Raw genomic sequence first — 21,106 nt, forward strand, 5'->3', positions numbered from 1 at the left:
GCCATCCTGTCGCATGGCAGGCTCTGGGCTGTGAAGGTGGCCCTGCTGACGGACTGTTACCTGCCCCGGCTGGGCGGTATCGAGGTCCAGACGCATGACCTCGCGGCCCAGCTGCAGGCTCGCGGGCACGAGGTCGAGGTGTTCACCGCGACCCCGGGAGCCCTCGGCGAGCGCCACGGTGTCGTCGAGGTGGTCGACGACGTGCCGGTGCACCGGATGGCCCTGCGCCTGCCGTGGGAGCTTCCGGTGAACCCCCTCGCGCCTCCCGAGGTGCGCCGCCGGCTGCGGTCCGGCGGGTTCGACGTGGCCCACGTCCACATGGGGGTGGTGAGCCCGTTCGCCACCGACCTCGCCGGCGTCGCGCTCGGCCTCGGCCTCCCGACGGCCGTCACCTGGCACTGCCTGATGGAGCGCTCGCGACCCGTCTTCCGGCTCCTCGGCCACGCACGCCGGTGGGCCGAGCAGGGCGCCGCCCTGTCGGCCGTGTCGGGCGTGGCCGCGGCCTCGGTGCGGACGGTCGTGGGCGACCACGAGGTGCGGGTGTTCCCCAACGGCATCGACCCCGCCCGCTGGACCCCGCCGGACGGCGGCGTCCGCGACCACGGCGGCCCGGTCGAGGTCGTCGCCTCGATGCGGTTCGCGGCGCGCAAGCGACCGCTGGCGGTGCTGGAGGTGGCGTCCCGGGCGCGGGCCCTGCTCCCTGCCGACCACGAGATGCGCCTGACCATCTTCGGCGAGGGGCCGGAGCGTCGGCGGCTGGAGAAGTTCGTCGCCACCAACGCGATGGGAGACTGGGTGCACCTGCCCGGCCGGGTCACCCGCGACGAGCTGCGGGAGAACTACTGGCGCAGCCACCTCTACCTCACCCCGGCTCGGCTGGAGGCGTTCGGGATCGCTGCCCTCGAGGCGCGCACGGCCGGTCTCCCCGTGCTGGCCCGCGCCGACACCGGGGTCGGTGACTTCGTCGTGGACGGGGTCGACGGCGTCCTGGGCGCCGACGACAACGCGCTCGTCGCCGGCCTCGTGCAGCTCGTCACCGACGACGCGCTGCGCCACCGCATCGCCGCGCACAACGCTTCCGTCGCGCCCGAGCAGTCCTGGCCCGCCGTGGTCGACCTGGCCGAGTCCGAGTACCGCCGGGCCGGTGCCGGGTGAGCACCCCGCTGCACGTTCAGGGCCGGGCAGCGGACGGTCGCGAGGTGGCGTTCGTCCTCGAGCACGGTGCCGACCCGGTCCGCGAGCTCGCCGGCCGGGGCTGGGCCGTGACCGGCCTGCTCGACGCCGTCCGGGAGCCCGACGGCTCGCTGGCGCTGCGCTACGCCCTGGAGCCGGCCGGCGTCGTCGAACCCCCGGCGCCGCACGTGCCGACCGACCCCGGCCTCGTCCTCGAGCCCGGCGAGGTCGCGGAGCCCTACCAGCGCACCGCGGCCTACGGAGTGGTCACCAGCGAACGCGGCGTCCTCCTCACCGAGCTGTCGGCCCTCACGTCCTCGCCCGGTCGCTGGACGCTCCCCGGCGGCGGCCTCGACCCCGGCGAGGAGCCGGTCGCCGCCCTGCACCGCGAGGTGTGGGAGGAGAGCGGCCAGCAGGTGCAGGACGTCCGCCTCCTCGAGGCGCACACCTCGCACTGGATCGGGCGTGCGCCGAGCGGCCGGTTGGAGGACTTCCACGCCGTCCGGATCGTGTATGCCGCGTGGTGCCCCGCGCCGACCGACCCCGTCGTCCACGACGTGGGTGGGTCGACGGAGTCGGTGCGGTGGGTGCAGGTCGAGGACCTCGGGCGCTACCACCTGGGGCGGTCGTTCGCCCCGCACATGTCCCGGTGGCTCAACCGCACCTGACCGGGCGGTCGGTCAGGAGCGGGCGCTGCGGCGGTTGGAGCTGATCAACCCGACGGCGCCGAGCACGACCAGCACCGCGCCGACGGCGACGAACCCGAGCGGGCCGACATCGCCCCAGTCGACGGTGAGGTTGCCCAGCTCCTGCGCGAGGACGATGCCCGCGATGGCGAGCACGACCAGGCCCAGGATGATCGCCGGGGTGTGCGGACCGGTCGGTCGCGGGGGCACCGGGGGCGGCCACTGCTGCGACGCGGTGGCGGTGGGAGCGGTGGTGTCCGGGCCCGCCGCGTCCGCGGCGACGCCGGCCGTGGCGATCGGTGCGATCGGTGCGGTCGGTGCGGTCGGGTCGTCGGCGGGCGGAGCCTCGGCGGCCGGAACGGCGCCGAACACCGCCGTCTCGACCGGCTCTCGGATCTGCGTCGACTCCGCCTCGTCCTGCACGGGCAGCTGCTGCGTCGCCTCGGTGCGGGGGAGCTGCTGGGTGCGGTCGTCCACGGTGGCCTCGGTGTTCTCGTCCTGGGGGGTGCTCGTCGGGTCGTTGGTCTCGTTCATGGGGTTCACTCCTTGCCGATCAGGATCTGGCCGAGGCCGACGTGGGCGTCGATGACGACGTCGGCGTCGCCGGTGCCGAAGGTCTGGACCGTGCTGATGTTGCGTCCGTTGTCATTGGTGTCGTCGTGGACGATCGGGTCGGAGTCGAGCGACGGGGGCAGCGGGTCGAACGACCCGAAGTCCGCGCGGGTGATGTCGCCCGCGGCGACCGAGCTGTGCACCTCGACCGTCAGGTTCTTCGGGATGTGGATCCTCAGCTCGCCCATGCCGACCCTCGCCTCGAGGTGACGCGCGGTGTCCGGGTTGTCGGGCAGCTGCGAGAGGTCCAGGTCGGCCGAGCCGATGCTGAGCCGGTAGCTCTCGGTGGTGTCCGTGACCGACGGGCGCCAGACCCGCTCACCGATGCCGCCACCGAACGTCACGTCCGGCACGACCGACGAGGTCCAGGTGACCAGGGCCAGCACGACCGCGAGGAACCCGGTGAAGCCGGCTCGGCGGCCCGCGAGACCGAGGCCGAGGACGCCCAGGCCCACCACCCCGAGGGCGGCGCACAGGGCGACCGTCTGGTCGCTGCCGGCCCAGTGGTTGGCCTGGTGGGCCCACGAGGTCAGGCCGTAGGCCGCGACGGCCAGTCCGCCGACGAGCAGGGTGGCGCCGAACCCGCCCGAGCGCCGACGCGGCGGCTTCGGTGCACGCGGAGGCCTGGGGGGACGCGGCTGCCGGGCAGCCGGAGGAGCCGGGGGCCAGCCGCCACCGGGAGGGGTGGCAGCGCCATACGGGGCGGTGGGCGCGGTCGTCGTCGAGGAGGTGGCCGCCGAGGTGGGGGTGGCCACGCTCGCCCAGGTGCCGGGCTGCGACCGCTCGGCCTGCTCGACGTCGGCGTCTGCCGAGCGGGTGCTCGCGTCGGTGGTCCAGGTGGGTGCCTGCGTGGCTCCCTGCATGGCAGCCGGTGCGGTTGCCGGCTGGAAGGAGGGGCCCGAGTCGCGCTTGCGGGTGACGAGCCAGAAGACGAGGCCGACCGGGATGACCACCCACCAGATCCAGCCCATGCCGGGCACGTCGCCGGCGAACCCGGTGCCGCCGACCAGCGACAGGCCGATGACGATCAGCAGGATGATGCCGAGCACGTCACCGTCGCGCAGGGCGCGCTCGGCGACGATGTCCTCCTTGTCGTTGGGCAGGAACGCCCAGGCGATGAGGTAGACGGTGATGCCGAGCCCTCCCATGACGACGAGCAGCACCAGCACCGCGCGGATGACTATGGGGTCCACCCCGAGCCGGGTGGCGATGCCGGAGCACACGCCCGCCAGCCACTTGTCGTCGCCGTCGCGGCGCAGGTCGATGGACCGGAGCCAGCCGAAGAAGCGGTCGAGGCCCGAGGCGTTGGTGTCGTTCGTCGGGCCCGTCGTGGGCCCAGAGGTCTGCGTCATGTCATCCATGGTGTCGACGCGCAGGCCCCGGAACCATGAGGGTCGACCCTGAACGGACCCCGAGAGCCCCGCTCCGCACCCTGAGGAGGGTCTCTTTCCGCCCCGGAGTAGGTCAGGATGAGGGCATGCCGACTCCTTACGAGCGGCCCGTCCCCCCACAGGAGGCGAGGGCCGCAGAACGCCGCGCCGCCCGCCGCGTCCTCACCCGCCCCGCCGAGGGCAAGGTGATCGCCGGCGTGAGCGCCGGACTGGCCGAGCACCTGGGCTGGTCCGTGCGCTGGATCCGCGTGCTGTTCGTCGTGCTGTCGATCCCCACGGGCGCCGGGCTGGTGGCCTACGTGTTCCTGTGGGCCCTGACGCCGCTGTCCCGGGGCGGGTTGGTCAACGGCCAGCGCCCCACCATGGACCCGGCCGACCCGGTGGGCGAGACGGGAGGTCCCGGTGGCGGTGCCCCCGTGGGTGCTCCGGTGGGGGCCCTGCCCGAGGCCGAGCGAGACGCCACGCGGGTGCTGCTCGTCGGTGGCCTCATGCTGGCCGTCGGTCTCGTCGTCGTGGCCCAGAACGCCGGCCTCAACGCGCGTCTCGGCATCCTGCTGCCCCTGCTCGTCGTCGCGGCCGGTGCGGTGCTGGCGTGGTCGCAGCTCGACGAGCGACAGCGGGGGCGGTGGCTCGGGGACGGTTCCGGGACCGGCCGGTTCAGTGCGGCACGACTCGTCTTCGGTGGGGTGCTGGCGCTTGCGGGCCTGGTCATCATGGCCACCCGTGGTCGGTCGCTCGAGGCCATCTGGGACATCGGTGCCGCCGTGGTCGCCGTGCTCGCCGGAGTGGCGCTCATCGCCGCACCCTGGGGCCTGAGCCTCTGGTCGGACCTGCGGCACGAGCAGGCCGAACGCGCTCGCGCCACCGAGCGCGCAGACATCGCCGCCCACCTGCACGACTCCGTCCTGCAGACGCTGGCCCTGATCCAGCGCAAGGCCGACGACCCCGCCGCCGTCACCCAGCTCGCCCGCGCGCAGGAGCGTGAGCTGCGGTCCTGGTTGTATGCCGGACCCACCGACAGCGATGCGACGCTCGCCGCCGCCGTGGCCGAGGTGGCCCACGAGGTCGAGGACCTGCACGGCACACCCATCGACCTGGTTGCGACCGGCGACCGGCCGCTCGACGACGGCGGCCTGGCCCTGTCCCGGGCGGTGCGCGAGGCGCTGCTCAACGCCGTCCGGCACGGTGCGGCGCCGGTGTCCCTCTACCTCGAGGTGGGTCCGTCCGGCGTCGAGGCGTTCGTCCGCGACCACGGACCCGGGTTCGAGCTCGAGGAGGTGCCCGACGACCGCCTCGGCGTCCGCCAGTCGATCCTCGGCCGGATGGACCGGCACGGCGGCACCGCCCGGGTCCGCCGACTCGAGCACGGCACCGAGGTCGTGCTCACCCTCCCTCCGGTGCCTGCGACCCCGCCGCCCACCGCACCACCGCCGCCCACCGCACCGCCGCCGTCCCAGCCCGTCCCAGAGGAGACCCGTGAACACGCCTGACCGCAAGCCCGTCGAGGTCGTGCTCGTCGACGACCACCGGATGTTCCGTTCCGGGGTCAAGGCCGAGCTGGGCGACGCGGTGTCCATCGTGGGCGAGGCGCCCGACGTCGACACCGCCATCGCCGTGATCCGTCAGACCAAGCCGCCCGTGGTCCTCCTGGACGTCCACCTGCCCGGGGGCAACGGCAACGGTGGGGTGGACGTCCTGCACGGGTGCCGCGGGCTCGAGACCACCGCCGGCCAGCCAGTGCGGTTCCTCGCCCTGTCGGTCTCCGACGCCGCCGAAGACGTCATCGCGGTGATCCGCGCCGGTGCGCGCGGGTACGTGACCAAGACGATCAGCGCCACCGACCTCACTCGCGCCATCCAGCGGGTGGCCGACGGGGACGCGGTGTTCTCGCCGCGGCTGGCGGGCTTCGTGCTCGACGCGTTCGGGGCGGCCGCGGGCGAGATCGCCGAGGTCGACGAGGAGCTCGACCGCCTCTCGGCCCGTGAGCGCGAGGTGATGCGGCTCATCGCCCGCGGCTACCAGTACAAGGAGGTGGCCAAGGAGCTCTTCATCTCCGTCAAGACCGTCGAGACCCACGTCTCCTCGGTGCTGCGCAAGCTCCAGCTGTCCTCGCGCCACGAGCTCACGGCCTGGGCGATGGGCCGCCGCCTGCTCTGACGGCGACCCATCTGGGGGCTAGAGCTGGACGGTCTCGTTGTCGCCCACGTCCGGACGGTCGCCCGTCACCTTGCTCTTCACGAGGGCGATGACGCTGGCCACCTTGCCGCCGGGGGTGTCCCAGTACTCCGCGGTCTCGGTGCTGACCTTGAGCAGGACCACGTCGGGGTCCTCCGGGCCGTTGGCGAACCACGCCTCGGCGAACGGGTTCCACAGCTCCTTGTTCTTCGCGACGTCGCGGACGACCTCGGCGGTGCCGGAGACGGACACCCACGAGGACGAACCGGCGTACCCGATGTTCACGCGCGGGTCGGCCTGCACCTCGGACACCTTGGGGGAGGCGGCCGAGGCGAAGAACCACAGGTCGCCGTCGAACTCGACCTCCTGCGTGGCCATCGGGCGGCTGACGATGGCGCCGTCGGGCCCGATCGTCGTGAACATGCACGTGCGCTCGTCCTTGACGAGGTCGCGCACCTTGGCGACGGAGTCGGGGTCGTGCGTCGGGGTCTGCTGCGATTGGGTCACGGGTACGTCCTTCGTCGGCATCTGCCCTGCTCAGGGGCCTGTGCTTCGACGCTAACCCGCGGGCCGCGAGGCGGCACCTCCTGCAGCCGTCGCAGCGCAGACCGCGGTCCGGCCGGTCCACCGTGGGCGCCGATAGGATCCACGTATGCAGCTCGTGTACGACCTCGTCGTCGTTGCCCACCTCCTCGGCATGGCCGCCCTCGTCGGTGGTTGGCTGGTGCTGCTGGCGGGCGCCGGCTCCACGAGCGTCATGGCGTGGGGTGCTCGAGCGCAGCTCGTCACCGGGCTCGTCCTCGTGGGGCTCGCCGAGGGCGTGAGCTCGCTCGACGAGAACCTCAACCACACCAAGATCGGCGTCAAGCTGCTCATCGCGATCGCGGCCCTGGCCCTCGTGGAGATCGGTCGGGCCCGGACCAAGCGCGCACAGGACGGCGCGGGGCTCGTGCGCGCCGCCGGGGCCCTCGGCGCCCTCAACGTCGTCGTCGCGGCCGTCTGGAGCTGACGCCCCTCAGCGGGCGGGCGGGCCCCCGCGACCGACGGTGCGCGGTGGGTCGTAGCCACCCTCGGGCGGCACCATCTCCGCCCTCACCCCGAGCAGCCTGATCGGCCGGTCGTCGCCCAGTGCCCGCAGCAGCTCGAGCGCGGTCGTGGCGATGACCGTGGCGTCGAACGTCGGCTCGGCGAGCCTGCGGATCCGGGTCGTCGTGAAGAACGGCGCGAAGCGCACCTTGAGGTGCACCCGCACGCACGCGCGGTCCTCGCGGCGGATGTCCTCGACGACCTGGTCGGCGAGGGCGTGCACGGCGTCCGAGATCTCCTGCGGCTCCACGAGGTTGGTCTGGTAGGTCGTCTCGCGTCCGTGGGCCCGGGCGATCCACGGAGTGTCGTCGACGGTGGTCGTGCCGGCGCCCTGTCCGAGCCGGCGGTAGTGCGGTCCCATCGACGGGCCGAACTCGCTCGCCAGCACCGCCTCGTCGGCCGTGGCCAGGTCGTGCACCGTCGCGATGCCGTGGGCGGCAAGCCTGGCGGCGATGCGGGACCCGACGCCCCACAGGGCATCCGTCGGGCGCGCCCCCATCACCTCGAACCAGTTGTCACGCGTCAGCTCGAACACCCCGCGCGGCTTGCCGAAGTCGGTGGCGATCTTGGCGCGCACCGTCGTGTCGCCGACCCCGACCGAGCAGTGCAGGTCGGTCCGTTCGAGCACCGCGGCCTGGATCGACCGGGCCACCGCCCACGGGTCGTCGGTCTCGATGCCGACGAACGCCTCGTCCCACCCGAGCACCTGGACGACCGCCCCGGGAACGGCCTTGAGGGTGGCCATCACCTCGGCTGACGCGGCGTCGTAGGCGGGTCCGTCGACGGCGAGCACGACGGCCTCCGGGCACTTGCGGACGGCGAGCTTGAGCGGCATGCCGGAGTGGACGCCGAAGGCGCGCGCCTCGTAGGAGGCGGTGGACACCACGGCCCGCTCGGTGGGGTCGCCGCGTCCGCCGACGATGACGGGCAGGCCTGCGAGCTCCGGGCGGCGCAGGATCTCCACCGCCGCGATGAACTGGTCGAGGTCGACGTGCAGGACCCAGGGCCGGGCGGCGGGCTGGACCTCGGGTGCCATGGGCCCATCCTGCCCGGAGGGGGTGACGGTGTCAGGGGACCAGCAGCAGCTTGCCCCTGGTGCGGCGGCCCTCGAGGTCGTCGTAGGCGGTGGCGGCGTCGGAGAGGGCGTAGCGGCCGCCGACGTCGATGGCGAGGCGTCCGGCCGCGATGTCACCGAGCACGGAGGTGCCTCGCTCGAGCAGCTCCTCACGCGTCTGGAGGTAGCTGCCCAGGGTCGGTCGGGTGACGAACAGCGAGCCACCCGTGTTGAGCCGCTGGAGGTCGAACGGCGGCACCTGACCGCTGGCGCCGCCGAAGAGCACCATCATCCCGCGCGGGCGCAGCGAGGCGAGCGAGGCGTCGAACGTGGACTTGCCGACGCCGTCGTAGGCGACGTCGACCCCATTGTCCCCGTTGGCCTTTCGCACCTCGGCGGCGAGGTCGTCGACGTCGCTGTAGTTGATGGTGGCGTCGGCGCCGAGAGCCTTCGCGATCTCCAGCTTGTCGGCCGAACCCGCCGTCGCAACCACCCGGCCACCCTTGGCCTTGACCATCTGCACGAGCAGCTGGCCGACCCCGCCCGCTGCTGCGTGCACCAGGGCCACGGTGCCCGGCCCCACGGCATACGTGGAGTTGACGAGGTAGTGCGCCGTCATGCCCTGGAGCATGGCGGCCGCGGCGACGTCGAGGTCGACCCCGTCGGGGACGGGCACGAGCGAGTCGACCGCCCGGTTGGCGACCTTCGCGGCGGACCCGAGGCCGGAGCCCCAGGCGACGCGGTCGCCGACGGCGACTCCGGTCACCCCCTCGCCCAGCGCGGTCACCGTGCCGGCGCCCTCGGAGCAGGCGACGTACGGGGTGTCCATGGGGTAGACGCCCTGGCGCTGGTAGACGTCGATGAAGTTGACGCCGACCGCTGCCACCTCGACGTGCACCTCACCCCCGCCGGGCGGTGGGACGTCCCACTCCCGCACCTCGAGGACCGAGGAGTCGCCGTGCCGGGGGACCACGAGGGCGGGAGTGGTGGAAGCCATGCTCCCTACGCTAGGCGAGCGCCTTCTGGTAGGCGACCAGGGCCTTGACCGGAGCCTTGCGGGCCCTGCTGCCGCTCGAACCCGGGGCGGCACAGCGTCAGGCGCCGGTCTCGATCCAGTAGCGCCGCTTCCCGCTCTGCTCGCGCTCGAAGCGTCCCCCGTTGGCCTCGATCGTGCGCGCCGAGGCCGTGTTGTCGAGGTCGCAGGTGACGAGCAGCCGGTCGATCCCGCGGGTGGCTGCGATCGGGATGACCTGCCGCAACGCGTCGCTGGCGAACCCTCGCCGCCGTGCTCCGGGCCGCACGCCGTAGCCGATGTGGCCGCCGATGCTCGCGAGCAGGGGGTGGTCGATCCGGTGCCGCAGCGAGATCGACCCGACGTACTCGTCCGGCCGCTCGGGGTCCTCCATCCACCAGTAGGTCGCGGTCGACCAGCCCGGAGGGCGCAGGCTCGCCTCGTCGGCGTCCCCGACGCGGTTGGCGACCAGGCGCTCGAACTCTGCCGGGTCGTCCAGTGCCTCGCGGGTGAACACCACCCCGGGGAAGTCGCCTTCGGCGGGCCAGTTGACGATCCCGTCGTAGGTCGCCTCCCCGGCGGCGCGGAACTCGTCAGCCGCCTCGAGGAACGAGCGGTGGAACCGGACGTGCGGGGTCGCCAGAGGCACCATCCGCATACTCTCCCAACCGGTTGATGACGGCGTCCAGCATCGGCTCGGTGAGCTTGCCGGTGAAGGTGTTCTGCTGGCTCACGTGGTAGCTCCCGACGAGCCGCACCTTGCGCCCAGCCGGCGTCCTGAGCAGCGCCTCGGCGCCGTGGCCGAACCGCGGCTTGGGCCGGGGCACCTCCCACCCCGACCGCCGGGCGCTCCCCAGGAACGCGTCCCACCCGATCGCCCCCAGCGCGAGGACGGCACGCAGCCGCGGCGCTGCCAGGGCCAGGTCGCGGTCCAGCCACGGGGCACAGGTCGCCTTCTCGACGGTGGTCGGCTTGTTGTCGGGTGGTGCGCAGCGGACCGCCGCGACGATGCGCAGGTTCGTCAGGACCAGTCCGTCGCCGGAGGCCCACGACGTCGGCTGGTTGGCGTACCCACCGCGGTGCAACGCGGCATACAGCCAGTCCCCGGACCGGTCGCCGGTGAACATGCGGCCGGTGCGGTTGGTGCCGTTGGCCGCAGGGGCGAGACCCACGACGAGGACCTGCGCGTCGGGGTCCCCGAAGCCGGGTCCCGGACGGCCCCAGTAGGGCTGGTCCGCGAACGACGCGCGCCGGCCGGTCGTGGCCACCGACTCCCGCCACTGCACGAGGCGCGGGCACGCGCGGCACACGCTCACCCGCGCGTCGAGCTCGGCGACGTCGGTGGCGGTGGTGGCCAGGCGCGCCACGTCATCGGGGGACGAGGCGACCGGGGTGTGCGGCGTCGCGGGGTCGCCGGGCCACCCCGTGCCGGGTGGCACGGGGGAGTCGAACGGCTGCCCGGTGACGGGGTGCGAGTCGCCCACGCGGCCACGGTAGACGCGCAGGTGCCGGGGCGCTCGTCTGTCGCCCGCGCCCGGGTCGTGCCACCCTCGGGGCGTGGCCGAGGCGAGAGACGAACGCGGGTGGCTGGCGGTGGTCGCCGACCGGGCCTGGCCGGGGCGGCCCACCCGCTGGACCGACCTGCCCACCCGCCTGCGACCGACCCTCGCGTGGGTGCTGCGGCTGACCTCGGCCGCCGTCATCGCGTGGCTCATCGCGGGCCGGGTCACGGGCATCTCGACCGACCTCACGGCGCCGCTGACGGCTCTTCTGGTGGTCCAGGCGTCGGCGTTCTCCACGCTGCGGATGAGCGTGCTGCGCGTCGGTGCCGTCCTCACCGGGGTCCTGGTGGCCGTGGCGTTCTCGGCCCTGGCGGGGTTGTCGTGGTGGAGCCTGGCGGCCGTGATCGCTGCGTCGCTGGTGCTCGCCAAGGTCTTCCGGCTCGGGGAGCAGGCGCTGGAGGTCCCGATCAGCGCCATGCTCATCCTGGCCGTCGGGTCGGCGGACGTGGCGGCCGAGGCACGGGTCGCCCTGACCCTCGTCGGGGCGGCCGTGGGGGTCGTGTTCAACCTGCTGCTGCCGTCGGCCGTGCCGAGCGGCCGCGCGGGTTTGGCGGTGCTGCGCGTCGCGTACGCCATGGCGGACTGCCTGGACCGGGCCTCCCGGTCGATGGCCACCGACCGGCTGCGCCGCAGCGAGGTCGAGAGGTGGGCCGACGAGACGCGCGGGGTGGCCGCCCGGGTGGCAGAGGCGTCGGCGGTCGTGACGCAGGTCAAGGAGGGGCGCCGGTTCAACCCGCGGGCCCTGACGACGACCGACGTCGAGCCGGGGCTGCGGGAGGGCCTGGACCGGCTCGAGGCGAGCCTGCTGGCGATCCGGGCGCTGTTCACGGTGATCCTCGCCGAGCTCCCGCCCGACGCCGACGGGGACGAGGCTGCCGGCGCGGCCGCGGACGACGCGTTCGACGAGGACGCCCGCCAGGCGCTCTCGGTGGTCCTGGCCGACGTGGCCGACTGCCTGCGCGCCTACGGGCGGCTCGTGCACGCCGAGGCCGGTGGGGCGCAGGAGCGTGCCGAGGAGGCGCTCGCGGAGAGCCTGGAGATCCTGCGGGAGACCCGCGCCATCCTCACCGAGCTCCTCACGAGCCGGCCGGAGGGGCGGGTCGAGCTGTGGCTGCTGCGGGGTTCGGTGCTGGCCGCGGTGGAGCAGGTGCTCGTGCAGCTCGACCTCGAGCGACGGGCCCGGCTGCGGGCCGCGTGGCAGCGGCCGACACCCATCTCGGTGGTCGCCCCACTGGTGCGCGACGCCCTGCCTGGCGCACGCACGCGGCGCCACGGCAGCTGGTCGGGCGCGCCCGACGCGGTCTCGGGCACGAGCACCACCCATCAGCCGCGCTGACCCGCGAAGACTCCGCGCCGACCCGCGCTGACCTGCCTGACCTCCCCCCGATGTGCGGATCCCGGCGGTCCACCGGTGCCGTTTCCGGCGCGAATCGCCGCTGTCCGGCGAAGCCGGGGGCCATGCGTGCCGGATCCGGCGCTGGTCGTCCCCGCTGCCGGGTGGGCGGCCGAGCGTCAGGGGAGCGGGTGCACCGGGTCGGGGTCGGCCGCGAGCGGCTGCGTGCCTGCCGGACCGGGGGCGACGAGGTTGCGGACGCCCGGCGACAGCAGTGCGAGCGCCGTCGACACGACCATGACGACACCGCAGACGAGCAGCGCGCGGTGGGCGCCGAAGCGCTCGGCCGCCGGTCCGGCCAGGACCAGGCCGAGCGGTCCCAGCATGAGCGAGCCGAGCGCGTCGTACGAGCTCACCCGGGACAGCGAGGCCGCCGGGATGACCCGCTGCATCGTGGTCTGCCACAGGATGCCGAACAGGTCGAAGCAGACACCCATGACGAAGGCCGAGAGCACCACGACCCAGAGCGGGGCGCTGGCGCCGAGCAGGAGGTAGGGCGGCGCCGCGCCCAGGGTGAGGACGACGCCGAGCAGGATCGGGCGGCGAGGACGCAGGCGCAGGGCCACCAGGACGCCGACGATCAGCCCGACCGCCTCACCGGTCAGGACGGCGGTCCAGGCGGTGGGCCCACCGAGCTCGTTCCGGGCGACCACCGGCCCCAGGACGAGGTGCGCCGCCTGGAACACCATGACGAGCAGGGAGAACTGCACGACGACGACCCACAGCCACTGCCGCGACCGGAACTCGTCCCATCCGTCGCGCAGGTCCGCGAGCACCGAGCCCGACCCGTCGGCCACCGGGGTCCCGTCGACGACCGCGTCCCCGACGAGCCCGGCCCCGTCGGCCACGTGCCCGACGGCCACGTCCCCGTCGGGCTCCCCGGAGGCTGGCTCGGCGGCCCCCGAGGGCAGACGGATGAGGGCCACCATCACCCCCGCCGCGGCGAACGAGGCGCTCGCCAGCGCCAGCGCCCACCCGCCTCCCACGGCCGCGACCACGAGACCACCGGCGACGAGCCCGGAGACCCGGGCGATGTTGGTGCCCAGGGCGAGCAGCGCGTTCCCCTGCTGGAGGTGCTCGGGCGGCACCACCTCCGGGATGATCCCCGTGAGCGCCGGCCAGACGGTGGCCGTGGCCGTGCCCGACAGGACCGCGGCGGCCACCAGCCCCCACAGCGGCGCGCGCTCCATACCGATCATCAGGGCCAGCGCGGCGTGGGCCAGCGCGTTGGCCCACTCCGCAGCCTGGAGCACGCGGTGGCGCGGGTAGCGGTCGGCGACCACGCCGCCCGCGAGGATGAACACGACCACGGCGACCGCCTCGGAGGCGAGGACCACCGACAGCGTGGTGGGGGTGGCGCCCGGGAGGTCGAGGATGCCGAAGGCCAGCGCGACGGGCGCGAACGCCACGGCGAGCATCGACAGGGTCCGGGCACTGACGAGCAGCGCGAACGGGCGTTCGCGCAGCAGGTCCCTCACCCGGGTGTCGGTGGCCACGTCCTCACGCTACGCAGCAGGGCAACCGGGTTTTCCGCCCGAACCCGCGCCCGCCCGGCGCAGGCCTCAGGCGGGCCGGGTCGGGATCCAGTAGCGGCGCACCCCGTTGCGGCTGTCCTCGTACTCGCCCCCGTTGCCCTCGATGACGGCCCGCGACCCGACGTTCTCCTCCAGGCAGGTGACGAGCACGCTCGGGCCGTCGACCACCCCGTGGGCGAGCACCAGCGCGCGGGCCAGGGCCCGGCTGGCGTGCCCGCGGCGACGCGCCGTGGGGCGGACGCTGTAGCCGATGTGGCCGCCCTCCTCGAGCAGCCGGTCGGTGAGCCGGTGCCGGATCGCCATCGACCCCACGTACTCGTCGCCGACGACCATCCACAGGAACGTCACGGGCGTCCAGGCGTGCCGGCGCGGGGCGTCGTCGTCCCGGGCGCGCCGCCGCAGGGCGACGAACCGGGCGAACTCCTCCGGGTCGCGCAGGCTCTCGCGGGTGAAGCTGAAGCCGGCGTACCCGGGCTCGGGCTCGTGCACCCAGTCGCCGTCGCCGTCACGCTGCTCCCGCGACGCGAGGAACTCGTCGGACGCCGTCAGGTAGGACTCCTGGTGGCGCAGGTGCGGGGCGACGAGACGGGTCATGCGGCGACGCTACCTGTCGGCACGGGCACGTAGGCTGGGGCCAACATGAGCACGCTGTTCGACGACCTGCCCTTCGACGGTCACCCGTCTCCCGACTCCCGACCTTCGGCAGCGGCTGCCCGAGCGACCGCCGTGGACGAGCGTGGTGTGCCCACGTGGGCCCAGGCCGCCGCCGAGGGCCATGGGCCCGACGACGCCGCCGCCGGTCACGCCGACCCCGAGAGCCTGCTCGAGGGACTCAACACCCAGCAGCGTGAGGCCGTGCTGCACGAGGGTTCGCCCCTGCTCATCGTCGCCGGTGCCGGGTCGGGCAAGACCCGTGTCCTCACCAACCGGATCGCCTACCTCCTCGGCGCCCGTGGGGTGCAGCCCGGCCAGGTCCTGGCCATCACCTTCACCAACAAGGCCGCGGCCGAGATGCGCGAGCGCGTCGCCGCCCTGGTGGGCCCTCGCGCCAAGGCGATGTGGGTCATGACCTTCCACTCGGCCTGCGTGCGGATCCTGCGCCGCGAGGCGACCAAGGTGGGGCTGAAGTCGACGTTCTCCATCTACGACGCCGCCGACAGCCAGCGGCTCATGGCGATGGTCATGCGCGACCTCGACCTCGACCCGAAGCGCTACCCGCCGCGGTCGTTCAGCCACCAGGTGTCCAACCTCAAGAACGAGCTCGTCGACGAGGAGACCTTCTCGTCCCAGGTCGCCGAGGGCACCCACCAGGAGCGGATGCTCGCCGAGGCCTACACCGGCTACCAGCGGCGCCTGCGCCAGGCCAACGCCCTCGACTTCGACGACCTGATCATGACCACGGTCAACATCCTCCAGGCGTTCCCCGACGTCGCCGAGCACTACCGCCGCCGGTTCCGCCACGTCCTCGTCGACGAGTACCAGGACACCAACCACGCTCAGTACCAGCTCGTGCGTGAGCTGGTCGGTGGTGCCGCCGGCACGGCCGGTATGCCGCTGGGTGACGGACCCGAGGTGCCGCCCGCCGAGCTCGTGGTGGTCGGCGACGCCGACCAGTCGATCTACGCGTTCCGCGGCGCGACGATCCGCAACATCGTGGAGTTCGAGCAGGACTACCCCGACGCGCGGACCATCCTGCTCGAGCAGAACTACCGCTCGACCCAGACGATCCTCCAGGCCGCCAACTCGGTCATCGCGAAGAACCCCGAGCGTCGCAAGAAGAACCTCTGGACCGACAGCGGCGACGGCGCCCTCATCGTCGGCTACGTCGGCGACAACGAGCACGACGAGGCCGCCTTCGTGGCCAAGACGATCGACGAGCTCGGCGACTCGGCCGGCGTGAAGCCCAAGGACGTCGCGGTCTTCTACCGCACCAACGCCCAGTCCCGGGCGCTGGAAGAGGTCTTCGTGCGGGTCGGCCTGCCCTACAAGGTGGTGGGGGGCACGCGGTTCTACGAGCGGCGCGAGGTCAAGGACGCCCTGGCCTACCTGCGCGTCATCTCCAACCCCACCGACACGGTGAACCTCCGCCGCATCCTCAACGTGCCCAAGCGCGGGATCGGTGACCGCGCCGAGGCCTGCGTGGCGGCCCTGGCCGAGCGCGAGCGCATCCCGTTCGTCGCCGCCCTCGGCCGACCCGAGGACGCTCCCGGCATCGCCACCCGCTCGGTCGCCGCCATCAAGGGCTTCACCGGCCTGCTCGAGGAGCTCGGCCGCGTCCACGCCGACGACGAGCAGGGCATCGGTGCGCTGCTCGAGGCCGTCATCGAGAAGTCCGGGTACCTCGCCGAGCTGCGTGCGTCCCACGACCCGCAGGACGAGACCCGGGTCGAGAACCTCGCCGAGCTCGTGGCGGTCGCCCAGGAGTTCGACGAGACCCGCGCACAGACCGGCGAGGTCGCCACCCTCGAGGACTTCCTCGAGCAGGTGTCGCTCGTCGCAGACGCCGACGAGATCCCCGACGGCGAGGAGGCCGAGGACCTCGGGGTCGTGACGCTGATGACGCTGCACACCGCGAAGGGCCTGGAGTTCCCCGTCGTGTTCCTCACCGGGCTCGAGGACGGGACCTTCCCGCACCTGCGGTCCCTGGGCGACCCCAAGGAGCTCGAGGAGGAGCGGCGGCTGGCCTACGTCGGCATCACCCGGGCCCGCGAGCGACTGCACCTCTCGCGCGCCGCGGTGCGCTCTGCATGGGGAGCCCCGCAGTACAACCCGGCGAGCCGGTTCCTCGACGAGATCCCGGCCCACCTCGTCGACTGGCAGCGTGCGGAGGCCGCGACCAGCTACCGGCGCTCCTCGACCCCGGCGGTCGCCCGCCTCGCCGAGCGTCCCGGTGTCCGCTCGCCCGGCAACCGCCCGCTCATCTCGTTGCACGCCGGCGACAAGGTCACCCACGACAGCTACGGTATGGGGACGGTCGTCAAGACCGAGGGCGAGGGCGACAAGACGCAGGCGCACGTCGACTTCGGCGGCGACACCGGCGTCAAGCGGTTCCTGCTGCGCTACGCCCCGCTCGAGAAGCTCTAGCCCGCAGGCTCCAGCCCGCAGGATCTGGCCCGCAGGCTCCAGCCCGCGGGCTCTGGCCCGCAAGGCTCGGTCGGCCCGGCGCCATACCCGGGTATGGGGCGTGGCCGGACGACGAAGGCGCCCCGCGGGAGTCCGCGGGGCGCCTTCGTCGGTGCGCACGGGGCCTACTGGAGGCCGTGGTCCTTGAGCCAGGGGGCCGGGTCGATCGCCGCGCCGCCCTCGGGGTGGATCTCCAGGTGCAGGTGGGGGCCGGTCGAGTGCCCGGTGTTGCCGGAGGTGCCGACCAGGTCGCCGGGGGCCACCTTGTCGCCCTCCTTGACGCTGATCGAGTTCATGTGGCCGTACACCGACACGGTGCCGTCCCAGTACTCGATCTCGACCTTGTTGCCGTACCCGCCCTGGACGCCGGCGAAGACGATGGTGCCCGTCGACATGGCGTGCAGCGGGGTGCCCACGGGCGTGCCGAAGTCGTCGCCCTGGTGCATCCGGCCCCAGCGCCAGCCGAAGCCGGAGGTGAAGACCGCGCCCTTGATCGGCATGAGCCACTTCTCGGCGTTCTTGCGCTTGGCCTCGGCCTTGGCGATCGCAGCGGCGGCGACCTTCTTCTTCGCGCCCGCCGCGCGCTCCGCGCTGCGCGCGATCCGCTGGGCCTCGACTGCCCGGCTCTCGGCGGTGGTCACCTGGAGCTCACGCTGCTGGGTGGCCTCGACGCGGTCGAACTCCGCGAGGGCGGCGCTCTGGGCCCGGCTCTTGGCCTGGGTGCCCGCGAGGTCGAGGTGGACCGGGGACGACTCGGCCACCGTGGCCCCGGTCGTCGTCACGACGAGGGCAGCGGCTGCCGCCGTCGGGAGGACGAAGCCGCCACGGAATCCTGCGGGGATGCGCGGCCCACGCCGGGGCGCACGGTGGCGGCCCGGGACGCGGTGACGGCCCTGGTAGGAGGGGGAGGAGCTCACGGAGAAAAGTTGCCTTGCGTGCGGGGACACGGAAGCCAATACCGTAGCGTGACCAGTTCGTTATCCAAAATGCGCGTCCACGGTCGGGACGTTATCCTCCACCGCCGCGTGGGTCTGCTCGGCCGGACCGCGACGTCCTCGCAGGTCAGGAGGTTGCGCGGGACGTCCGACGGGGGAGCTCGGTCACGCCGGGGGTGACCGTGTGCCCCTCGGAGTCGAGGTGCGCCAGGGTCGAGGAGATGCCGTGCACCACGCTGCCGATGATGGGCAGTGACATGTGGCCGACCCCGTGGAGGTCGATGTTCCGCACGCTCAGGTCGGGGTGCTCGAGGGCGGCGTTGCGCTGCGGGAAGACCATCTGGTCCAGGTCGGACCAGTAGACGACGAAGCGCGTGCGGCACTGCGGCACGGGTTGGTCGAGCTCGCGCATCAGGCCGCTGTGCGGTCGCAGCTGGCGGGTCAGCTGGTTGTGCCAGCCGTAGGCCGTGTAGGTGCCCTGGTGCGGGGTCCCCAGCGTCACGAGCGTGTGGACGCGGGCGTCGCCGCCCAGGCGGGTGATGTAGTACCGGGCGATCAGGCCGCCCATCGAGTGCCCGACCACGTGGATGCGCTCGTACCCCGTCTCGGCCACGAGGGCCTCGACCTCCTCCGCCAGCTGCGCGGCGGCCACGCGGACGTCGGCGGTGAACATCGAGTAGTTCATGCTCACGACCCGGCCGAACCCGCGGCGGCGCAGGCCGAGCCGCAGGAGGGTGAAGATCGAGCGGTTGTCGACCATGCCGTGGACCAGCAGGATCGGCGTCCCCGCAGCCTCCACGTCGGAGATGACGAGCCCGCGCTGCGTCGGGGGCAGGTGCTCGACGCGGTACTCCAGCTGGCTGTCCCGACCCTGCCGTCCGACCAGGCCCCAGGGGTACAGCGCCAGGTGCGTCGTGAGCCAGGCCGCCTCGACCGCGGCGCCGAGCAACCCGGTGGGGGTGGCGAGGGCCTTGGCAGCTCCGCCGACCACGTCCTGGGCCGCGGTGGTGGCGGCGACGACGGTCCCGGTGACCCGACCGGCCGCCCCACCGGCCAGCCGTCCGATCGCCCGCGCCTGGCGCGGGACGTCACCCGACGGCGACCGCAGCGCTGCGGGGCGTCGGCGCGGACGCGGGCTGCTCTGCGACATGACCCCCCGAACCTAGCCGAGCGGGTGCCCCCTCGCGCGCGCAACGGGCCGGGCGGAGCGGGTGTGGCGTGCGTCGCCCCGAGGCGATGCCCGGATGTGTCCACGGAGTGGATAGTGTGCGGCTATGACTAGCTCACCGTTGCGCGTGGTCGTGGCCAAGCCCGGACTCGACGGGCACGACCGTGGCGCCAAGGTCGTGGCCCGGGCCCTGCGGGACGCCGGCATGGAGGTCGTCTACACCGGCCTGCACCAGACGCCCGAGCAGATCGTCGAGGCGGCCATCCAGGAGGACGCCGACGCCGTGGGCCTGTCGGTCCTCTCCGGCGCGCACATGACGCTGTTCGCCAAGGTCATGGACCTGCTGAAGCAGCGTGACGCCGCCGACATCGTCGTGTTCGGTGGCGGGATCATCCCGGAGGGCGACATCCCCGAGCTCACGAAGATCGGCGTCGCCAAGGTCTTCACCCCCGGTGCCACCACGACCGAGATCGTGGAGTGGGTCCGGGGCAACGTCACCCAGCAGTAACCCCCTGGCTGACCACCCCCTGGCTCCGGTGTCCGGGTCGTTCTGCCGTCGGCGAACGCGCCTTCCCGGTGGTCAGCACCTCGCCTAGCGTGGGCAGATGAGCAGCGCGCCGAGCCTGACGCTGGTGGGCCACGATCGACCGGTACCCCTGCGCCCCGAGCCCCTGTGGCGGGAGGTCGTCGGTGCCCGGCTGCGCCACCTGCGCCGACGCCGCGGGCTCACACTCGTCGAGACGGCCCGGCGCGCCGGGATCTCGCCGCAGTACCTGTCCGAGGTCGAACGGGGTCGCAAGGACCCGTCCTCGGAGGTGCTGGCAGCGGTGACCGGCGCGCTCGGGAGCGACCTCGTCGAGGTCACCCACCTCGCCTCGCTGGACCTGCGCCGCCAGCACCTCTCCGTGACGTCGCCGCCACCCGGGGAGATCAGGCTCTCCGCCTGACCCGGGCGCCGCGTCAGTCCGGCGCCGGTCGCGCGGCCACCAGCCGGTCGACCAGCCCGTAGTCCACGGCCGCCGCGGGCGTGAAGATCCGGTCGCGGTCGGTGTCCCGACGCAGCACGTCCAGGGCCTGCCCGGTGTGCCGGGACAGGACCTGCTCCGCCTCGGAACGCAGCCTGATCACCTCGTCCGCCTCGAGGATCAGGTCGGGTATGGCGCCCTGGCTGCGCGCCGAGGGCTGGTGCAGGAGGACCCGTGCGTGCGGCAGGATGCTGCGCTGCCCGGGGGCTCCCGCCGCGAGCAGGATCGCCGCTGTCGAGCACGCCTGGCCGATGCAGGTCGTGGCGACCGGTGCGTGGACGAACTGCATCGCGTCGTAGACGGCGAAGGTGGCCGTGAGCGATCCGCCGGGCGAGTTGATGTAGAGGTCGATGGGGCGCTCGGGGTCCTCGGACTCGAGGTGCAGGATCTGCGCGATGAGGGCGTTGGAGACCCCGTCGTCGATCTCGGTGCCGAGGTAGACGATGCGTTCGCTCAGCAGGTGGCTGTAGACGTCCATCACCCGGTCGCCCCGCGGGTGGGTGCGGATCACGTTGGGGATCGTGTAGGTGCTCATCGGGCGCCTCCCAGCCCGGTCCGCGTGGCCCGCCGGGGACGGACGCTGTCGAGCGACTCGAGGACGTGGTCGACGAAGCCGTACTCCAGCGCCTGGTCGGCCGAGTACCACCGGTCTCGTGCCGAGTCCTCCCGGACCTTCTCCAGGGGTTGGCCGGTGTGCTCCGCGATCAGTCCGAGGACGGTCTCGACGGTCGAGCGCAGGTCCTCGGCCTGGAGCTCGATGTCCACGGCCGTCCCGCCGATCCCCGCCGAGCCCTGGTGCATGAGGATGCGCGAGTGCCGAAGCGCGTACCGCTTGCCGTGCGTGCCGGCCGTGAGGAGGAACTGGCCCGCGCTGCACGCCAGCCCGAGGGCGAGCGTCGAGACGTCGTTGGGCACGAGGCGCATCGCGTCGTGGATCGCCAGCATGGCCGGGACGGATCCGCCGGGGGAGTTGATCCAGAGGCTGATGTCGGCGCGCGGGTCCTCGGCGGACAGGAGGAACAGCTGGGAGCAGAGGCGAGTGCCTCCGTGGTCGTCGAGCTCGCCGTCGAGGACGATGATCCGCTGCTCGAGCAGCCGGCTGGAGAGGTGGGCGTCTGTGGGCTGGGCTGGGGCGGTGGTGTCGCGCATGGCCCCACGCTGGGCGCACCGTCGTGG

Annotated in this window: 22 protein-coding genes; 9 read left to right on the forward strand and 13 right to left on the reverse strand. The window is 73.3% G+C overall.

Annotated elements, in window-relative coordinates; genetic code table 11:
• Nucleotides 1-30: 30 nt before the first annotated feature.
• Together ASC58_RS05250 and ASC58_RS05255 are read left to right on the forward strand one after the other, a co-directional pair.
• A complete protein-coding gene (locus tag ASC58_RS05250) occupies nucleotides 31-1,155 on the forward strand; it encodes a glycosyltransferase family 4 protein (RefSeq protein ID WP_056918588.1) in 1,125 nt (374 codons plus the stop codon).
• A complete protein-coding gene (locus tag ASC58_RS05255; RefSeq protein WP_056916662.1) occupies nucleotides 1,152-1,841 on the forward strand; it encodes an NUDIX hydrolase in 690 nt (229 codons plus the stop codon). The genes ASC58_RS05250 and ASC58_RS05255 overlap by 4 nt, the downstream gene beginning before the upstream one ends.
• 12 nt (nucleotides 1,842-1,853) lie before the next feature.
• On the opposite strand, the gene ASC58_RS05260 is transcribed toward ASC58_RS05255, so the two are convergent.
• Nucleotides 1,854-2,393, reverse strand: coding sequence for a hypothetical protein (locus ASC58_RS05260; protein WP_056918589.1), 540 nt, complete (start codon nucleotides 2,391-2,393; stop codon nucleotides 1,854-1,856).
• Nucleotides 2,394-2,398: 5 nt separating this feature from the next.
• Nucleotides 2,399-3,823 (reverse strand): PspC domain-containing protein, encoded by a 1,425-nt coding sequence (locus ASC58_RS05265; protein ID WP_056918590.1) that lies wholly within the window; start codon nucleotides 3,821-3,823, stop codon nucleotides 2,399-2,401.
• A 125-nt stretch (nucleotides 3,824-3,948) separates the two neighbouring features.
• On the opposite strand from ASC58_RS05265, the gene ASC58_RS05270 reads away from it, so the two are divergent.
• Nucleotides 3,949-5,352: an ATP-binding protein gene (locus tag ASC58_RS05270; protein WP_082552982.1), complete on the forward strand. Its 1,404-nt coding sequence runs from the start codon at nucleotides 3,949-3,951 to the stop codon at nucleotides 5,350-5,352.
• Entirely contained in the window at nucleotides 5,339-6,019 is a 681-nt protein-coding gene (locus ASC58_RS05275; protein ID WP_056918591.1) for a response regulator transcription factor, read from the forward strand. The genes ASC58_RS05270 and ASC58_RS05275 overlap by 14 nt, the downstream gene beginning before the upstream one ends.
• 18 nt (nucleotides 6,020-6,037) lie before the next feature.
• Here the strand turns inward: ASC58_RS05275 and ASC58_RS05280 are convergent, their stop codons facing one another.
• Complete coding sequence (locus ASC58_RS05280; protein ID WP_255353251.1) at nucleotides 6,038-6,544, reverse strand: pyridoxamine 5'-phosphate oxidase family protein; 507 nt, start codon at nucleotides 6,542-6,544, stop codon at nucleotides 6,038-6,040.
• 145 nt (nucleotides 6,545-6,689) lie between these two features.
• Between ASC58_RS05280 and ASC58_RS05285 the strand changes: the two genes are divergently transcribed.
• On the forward strand, nucleotides 6,690-7,046 hold the full coding sequence (locus tag ASC58_RS05285; protein ID WP_056918592.1) for a hypothetical protein: 357 nt from the start codon (nucleotides 6,690-6,692) through the stop codon (nucleotides 7,044-7,046).
• A gap of 6 nt (nucleotides 7,047-7,052) precedes the next feature.
• On the opposite strand, the gene ASC58_RS05290 is transcribed toward ASC58_RS05285, so the two are convergent.
• From ASC58_RS05290 to ASC58_RS05305, 4 genes are all read right to left on the reverse strand, one after another.
• Nucleotides 7,053-8,159, reverse strand: coding sequence for a DNA polymerase IV (locus tag ASC58_RS05290; RefSeq protein WP_056918593.1), 1,107 nt, complete (start codon nucleotides 8,157-8,159; stop codon nucleotides 7,053-7,055).
• Nucleotides 8,160-8,190: 31 nt separating this feature from the next.
• Complete coding sequence (locus tag ASC58_RS05295; RefSeq protein ID WP_056918594.1) at nucleotides 8,191-9,174, reverse strand: quinone oxidoreductase; 984 nt, start codon at nucleotides 9,172-9,174, stop codon at nucleotides 8,191-8,193.
• A gap of 97 nt (nucleotides 9,175-9,271) precedes the next feature.
• Nucleotides 9,272-9,841 (reverse strand): GNAT family N-acetyltransferase, encoded by a 570-nt coding sequence (locus ASC58_RS05300; protein ID WP_056918595.1) that lies wholly within the window; start codon nucleotides 9,839-9,841, stop codon nucleotides 9,272-9,274.
• Nucleotides 9,783-10,673: a uracil-DNA glycosylase gene (locus tag ASC58_RS05305; protein WP_056918841.1), complete on the reverse strand. Its 891-nt coding sequence runs from the start codon at nucleotides 10,671-10,673 to the stop codon at nucleotides 9,783-9,785. Before ASC58_RS05305 ends, ASC58_RS05300 begins: the two co-directional genes overlap by 59 nt.
• A gap of 73 nt (nucleotides 10,674-10,746) precedes the next feature.
• On the opposite strand from ASC58_RS05305, the gene ASC58_RS05310 reads away from it, so the two are divergent.
• The gene (locus ASC58_RS05310; RefSeq protein ID WP_157598372.1) at nucleotides 10,747-12,087 is read left to right on the forward strand and encodes an FUSC family protein; all 1,341 of its coding nucleotides are present in this window, start codon (nucleotides 10,747-10,749) and stop codon (nucleotides 12,085-12,087) included.
• Between the two features lie 176 nt (nucleotides 12,088-12,263).
• On the opposite strand, the gene ASC58_RS05315 is transcribed toward ASC58_RS05310, so the two are convergent.
• Together ASC58_RS05315 and ASC58_RS05320 are read right to left on the reverse strand one after the other, a co-directional pair.
• Nucleotides 12,264-13,640 carry an MFS transporter gene (locus ASC58_RS05315; RefSeq protein ID WP_056918597.1) on the reverse strand — a complete coding sequence of 459 codons (1,377 nt, stop codon included), beginning with the start codon at nucleotides 13,638-13,640 and terminating at the stop codon, nucleotides 12,264-12,266.
• A gap of 66 nt (nucleotides 13,641-13,706) precedes the next feature.
• On the reverse strand, nucleotides 13,707-14,273 hold the full coding sequence (locus tag ASC58_RS05320) for a GNAT family N-acetyltransferase (protein ID WP_056916672.1): 567 nt from the start codon (nucleotides 14,271-14,273) through the stop codon (nucleotides 13,707-13,709).
• A 45-nt stretch (nucleotides 14,274-14,318) separates the two neighbouring features.
• Here ASC58_RS05320 and pcrA point away from each other — a divergent pair, with 45 nt between their 5' ends.
• Nucleotides 14,319-16,763, forward strand: a complete 2,445-nt coding sequence (gene pcrA, locus ASC58_RS05325) for a DNA helicase PcrA (RefSeq protein WP_056918598.1) — start codon at nucleotides 14,319-14,321, stop codon at nucleotides 16,761-16,763.
• 164 nt (nucleotides 16,764-16,927) lie between these two features.
• On the opposite strand, the gene ASC58_RS05330 is transcribed toward pcrA, so the two are convergent.
• Together ASC58_RS05330 and ASC58_RS05335 are read right to left on the reverse strand one after the other, a co-directional pair.
• Complete coding sequence (locus ASC58_RS05330) at nucleotides 16,928-17,719, reverse strand: M23 family metallopeptidase (protein ID WP_157598373.1); 792 nt, start codon at nucleotides 17,717-17,719, stop codon at nucleotides 16,928-16,930.
• A 145-nt stretch (nucleotides 17,720-17,864) separates the two neighbouring features.
• On the reverse strand, nucleotides 17,865-18,887 hold the full coding sequence (locus tag ASC58_RS05335; RefSeq protein WP_082552985.1) for an alpha/beta fold hydrolase: 1,023 nt from the start codon (nucleotides 18,885-18,887) through the stop codon (nucleotides 17,865-17,867).
• A gap of 124 nt (nucleotides 18,888-19,011) precedes the next feature.
• Here ASC58_RS05335 and ASC58_RS05340 point away from each other — a divergent pair, with 124 nt between their 5' ends.
• Complete coding sequence (locus ASC58_RS05340; RefSeq protein WP_056916675.1) at nucleotides 19,012-19,413, forward strand: cobalamin B12-binding domain-containing protein; 402 nt, start codon at nucleotides 19,012-19,014, stop codon at nucleotides 19,411-19,413.
• Between the two features lie 97 nt (nucleotides 19,414-19,510).
• The gene (locus ASC58_RS05345) at nucleotides 19,511-19,852 is read left to right on the forward strand and encodes a helix-turn-helix transcriptional regulator (protein WP_056918600.1); all 342 of its coding nucleotides are present in this window, start codon (nucleotides 19,511-19,513) and stop codon (nucleotides 19,850-19,852) included.
• Between the two features lie 13 nt (nucleotides 19,853-19,865).
• Here the strand turns inward: ASC58_RS05345 and ASC58_RS05350 are convergent, their stop codons facing one another.
• Together ASC58_RS05350 and ASC58_RS05355 are read right to left on the reverse strand one after the other, a co-directional pair.
• Nucleotides 19,866-20,465: a ClpP family protease gene (locus ASC58_RS05350; protein ID WP_056916677.1), complete on the reverse strand. Its 600-nt coding sequence runs from the start codon at nucleotides 20,463-20,465 to the stop codon at nucleotides 19,866-19,868.
• The gene (locus tag ASC58_RS05355; protein ID WP_082552986.1) at nucleotides 20,462-21,079 is read right to left on the reverse strand and encodes a ClpP family protease; all 618 of its coding nucleotides are present in this window, start codon (nucleotides 21,077-21,079) and stop codon (nucleotides 20,462-20,464) included. Before ASC58_RS05355 ends, ASC58_RS05350 begins: the two co-directional genes overlap by 4 nt.
• Nucleotides 21,080-21,106: the final 27 nt, after the last annotated feature.

It is taken from the genome of Phycicoccus sp. Root101 (assembly GCF_001426245.1).
GTDB lineage: Bacteria > Actinomycetota > Actinomycetes > Actinomycetales > Dermatophilaceae > Pedococcus.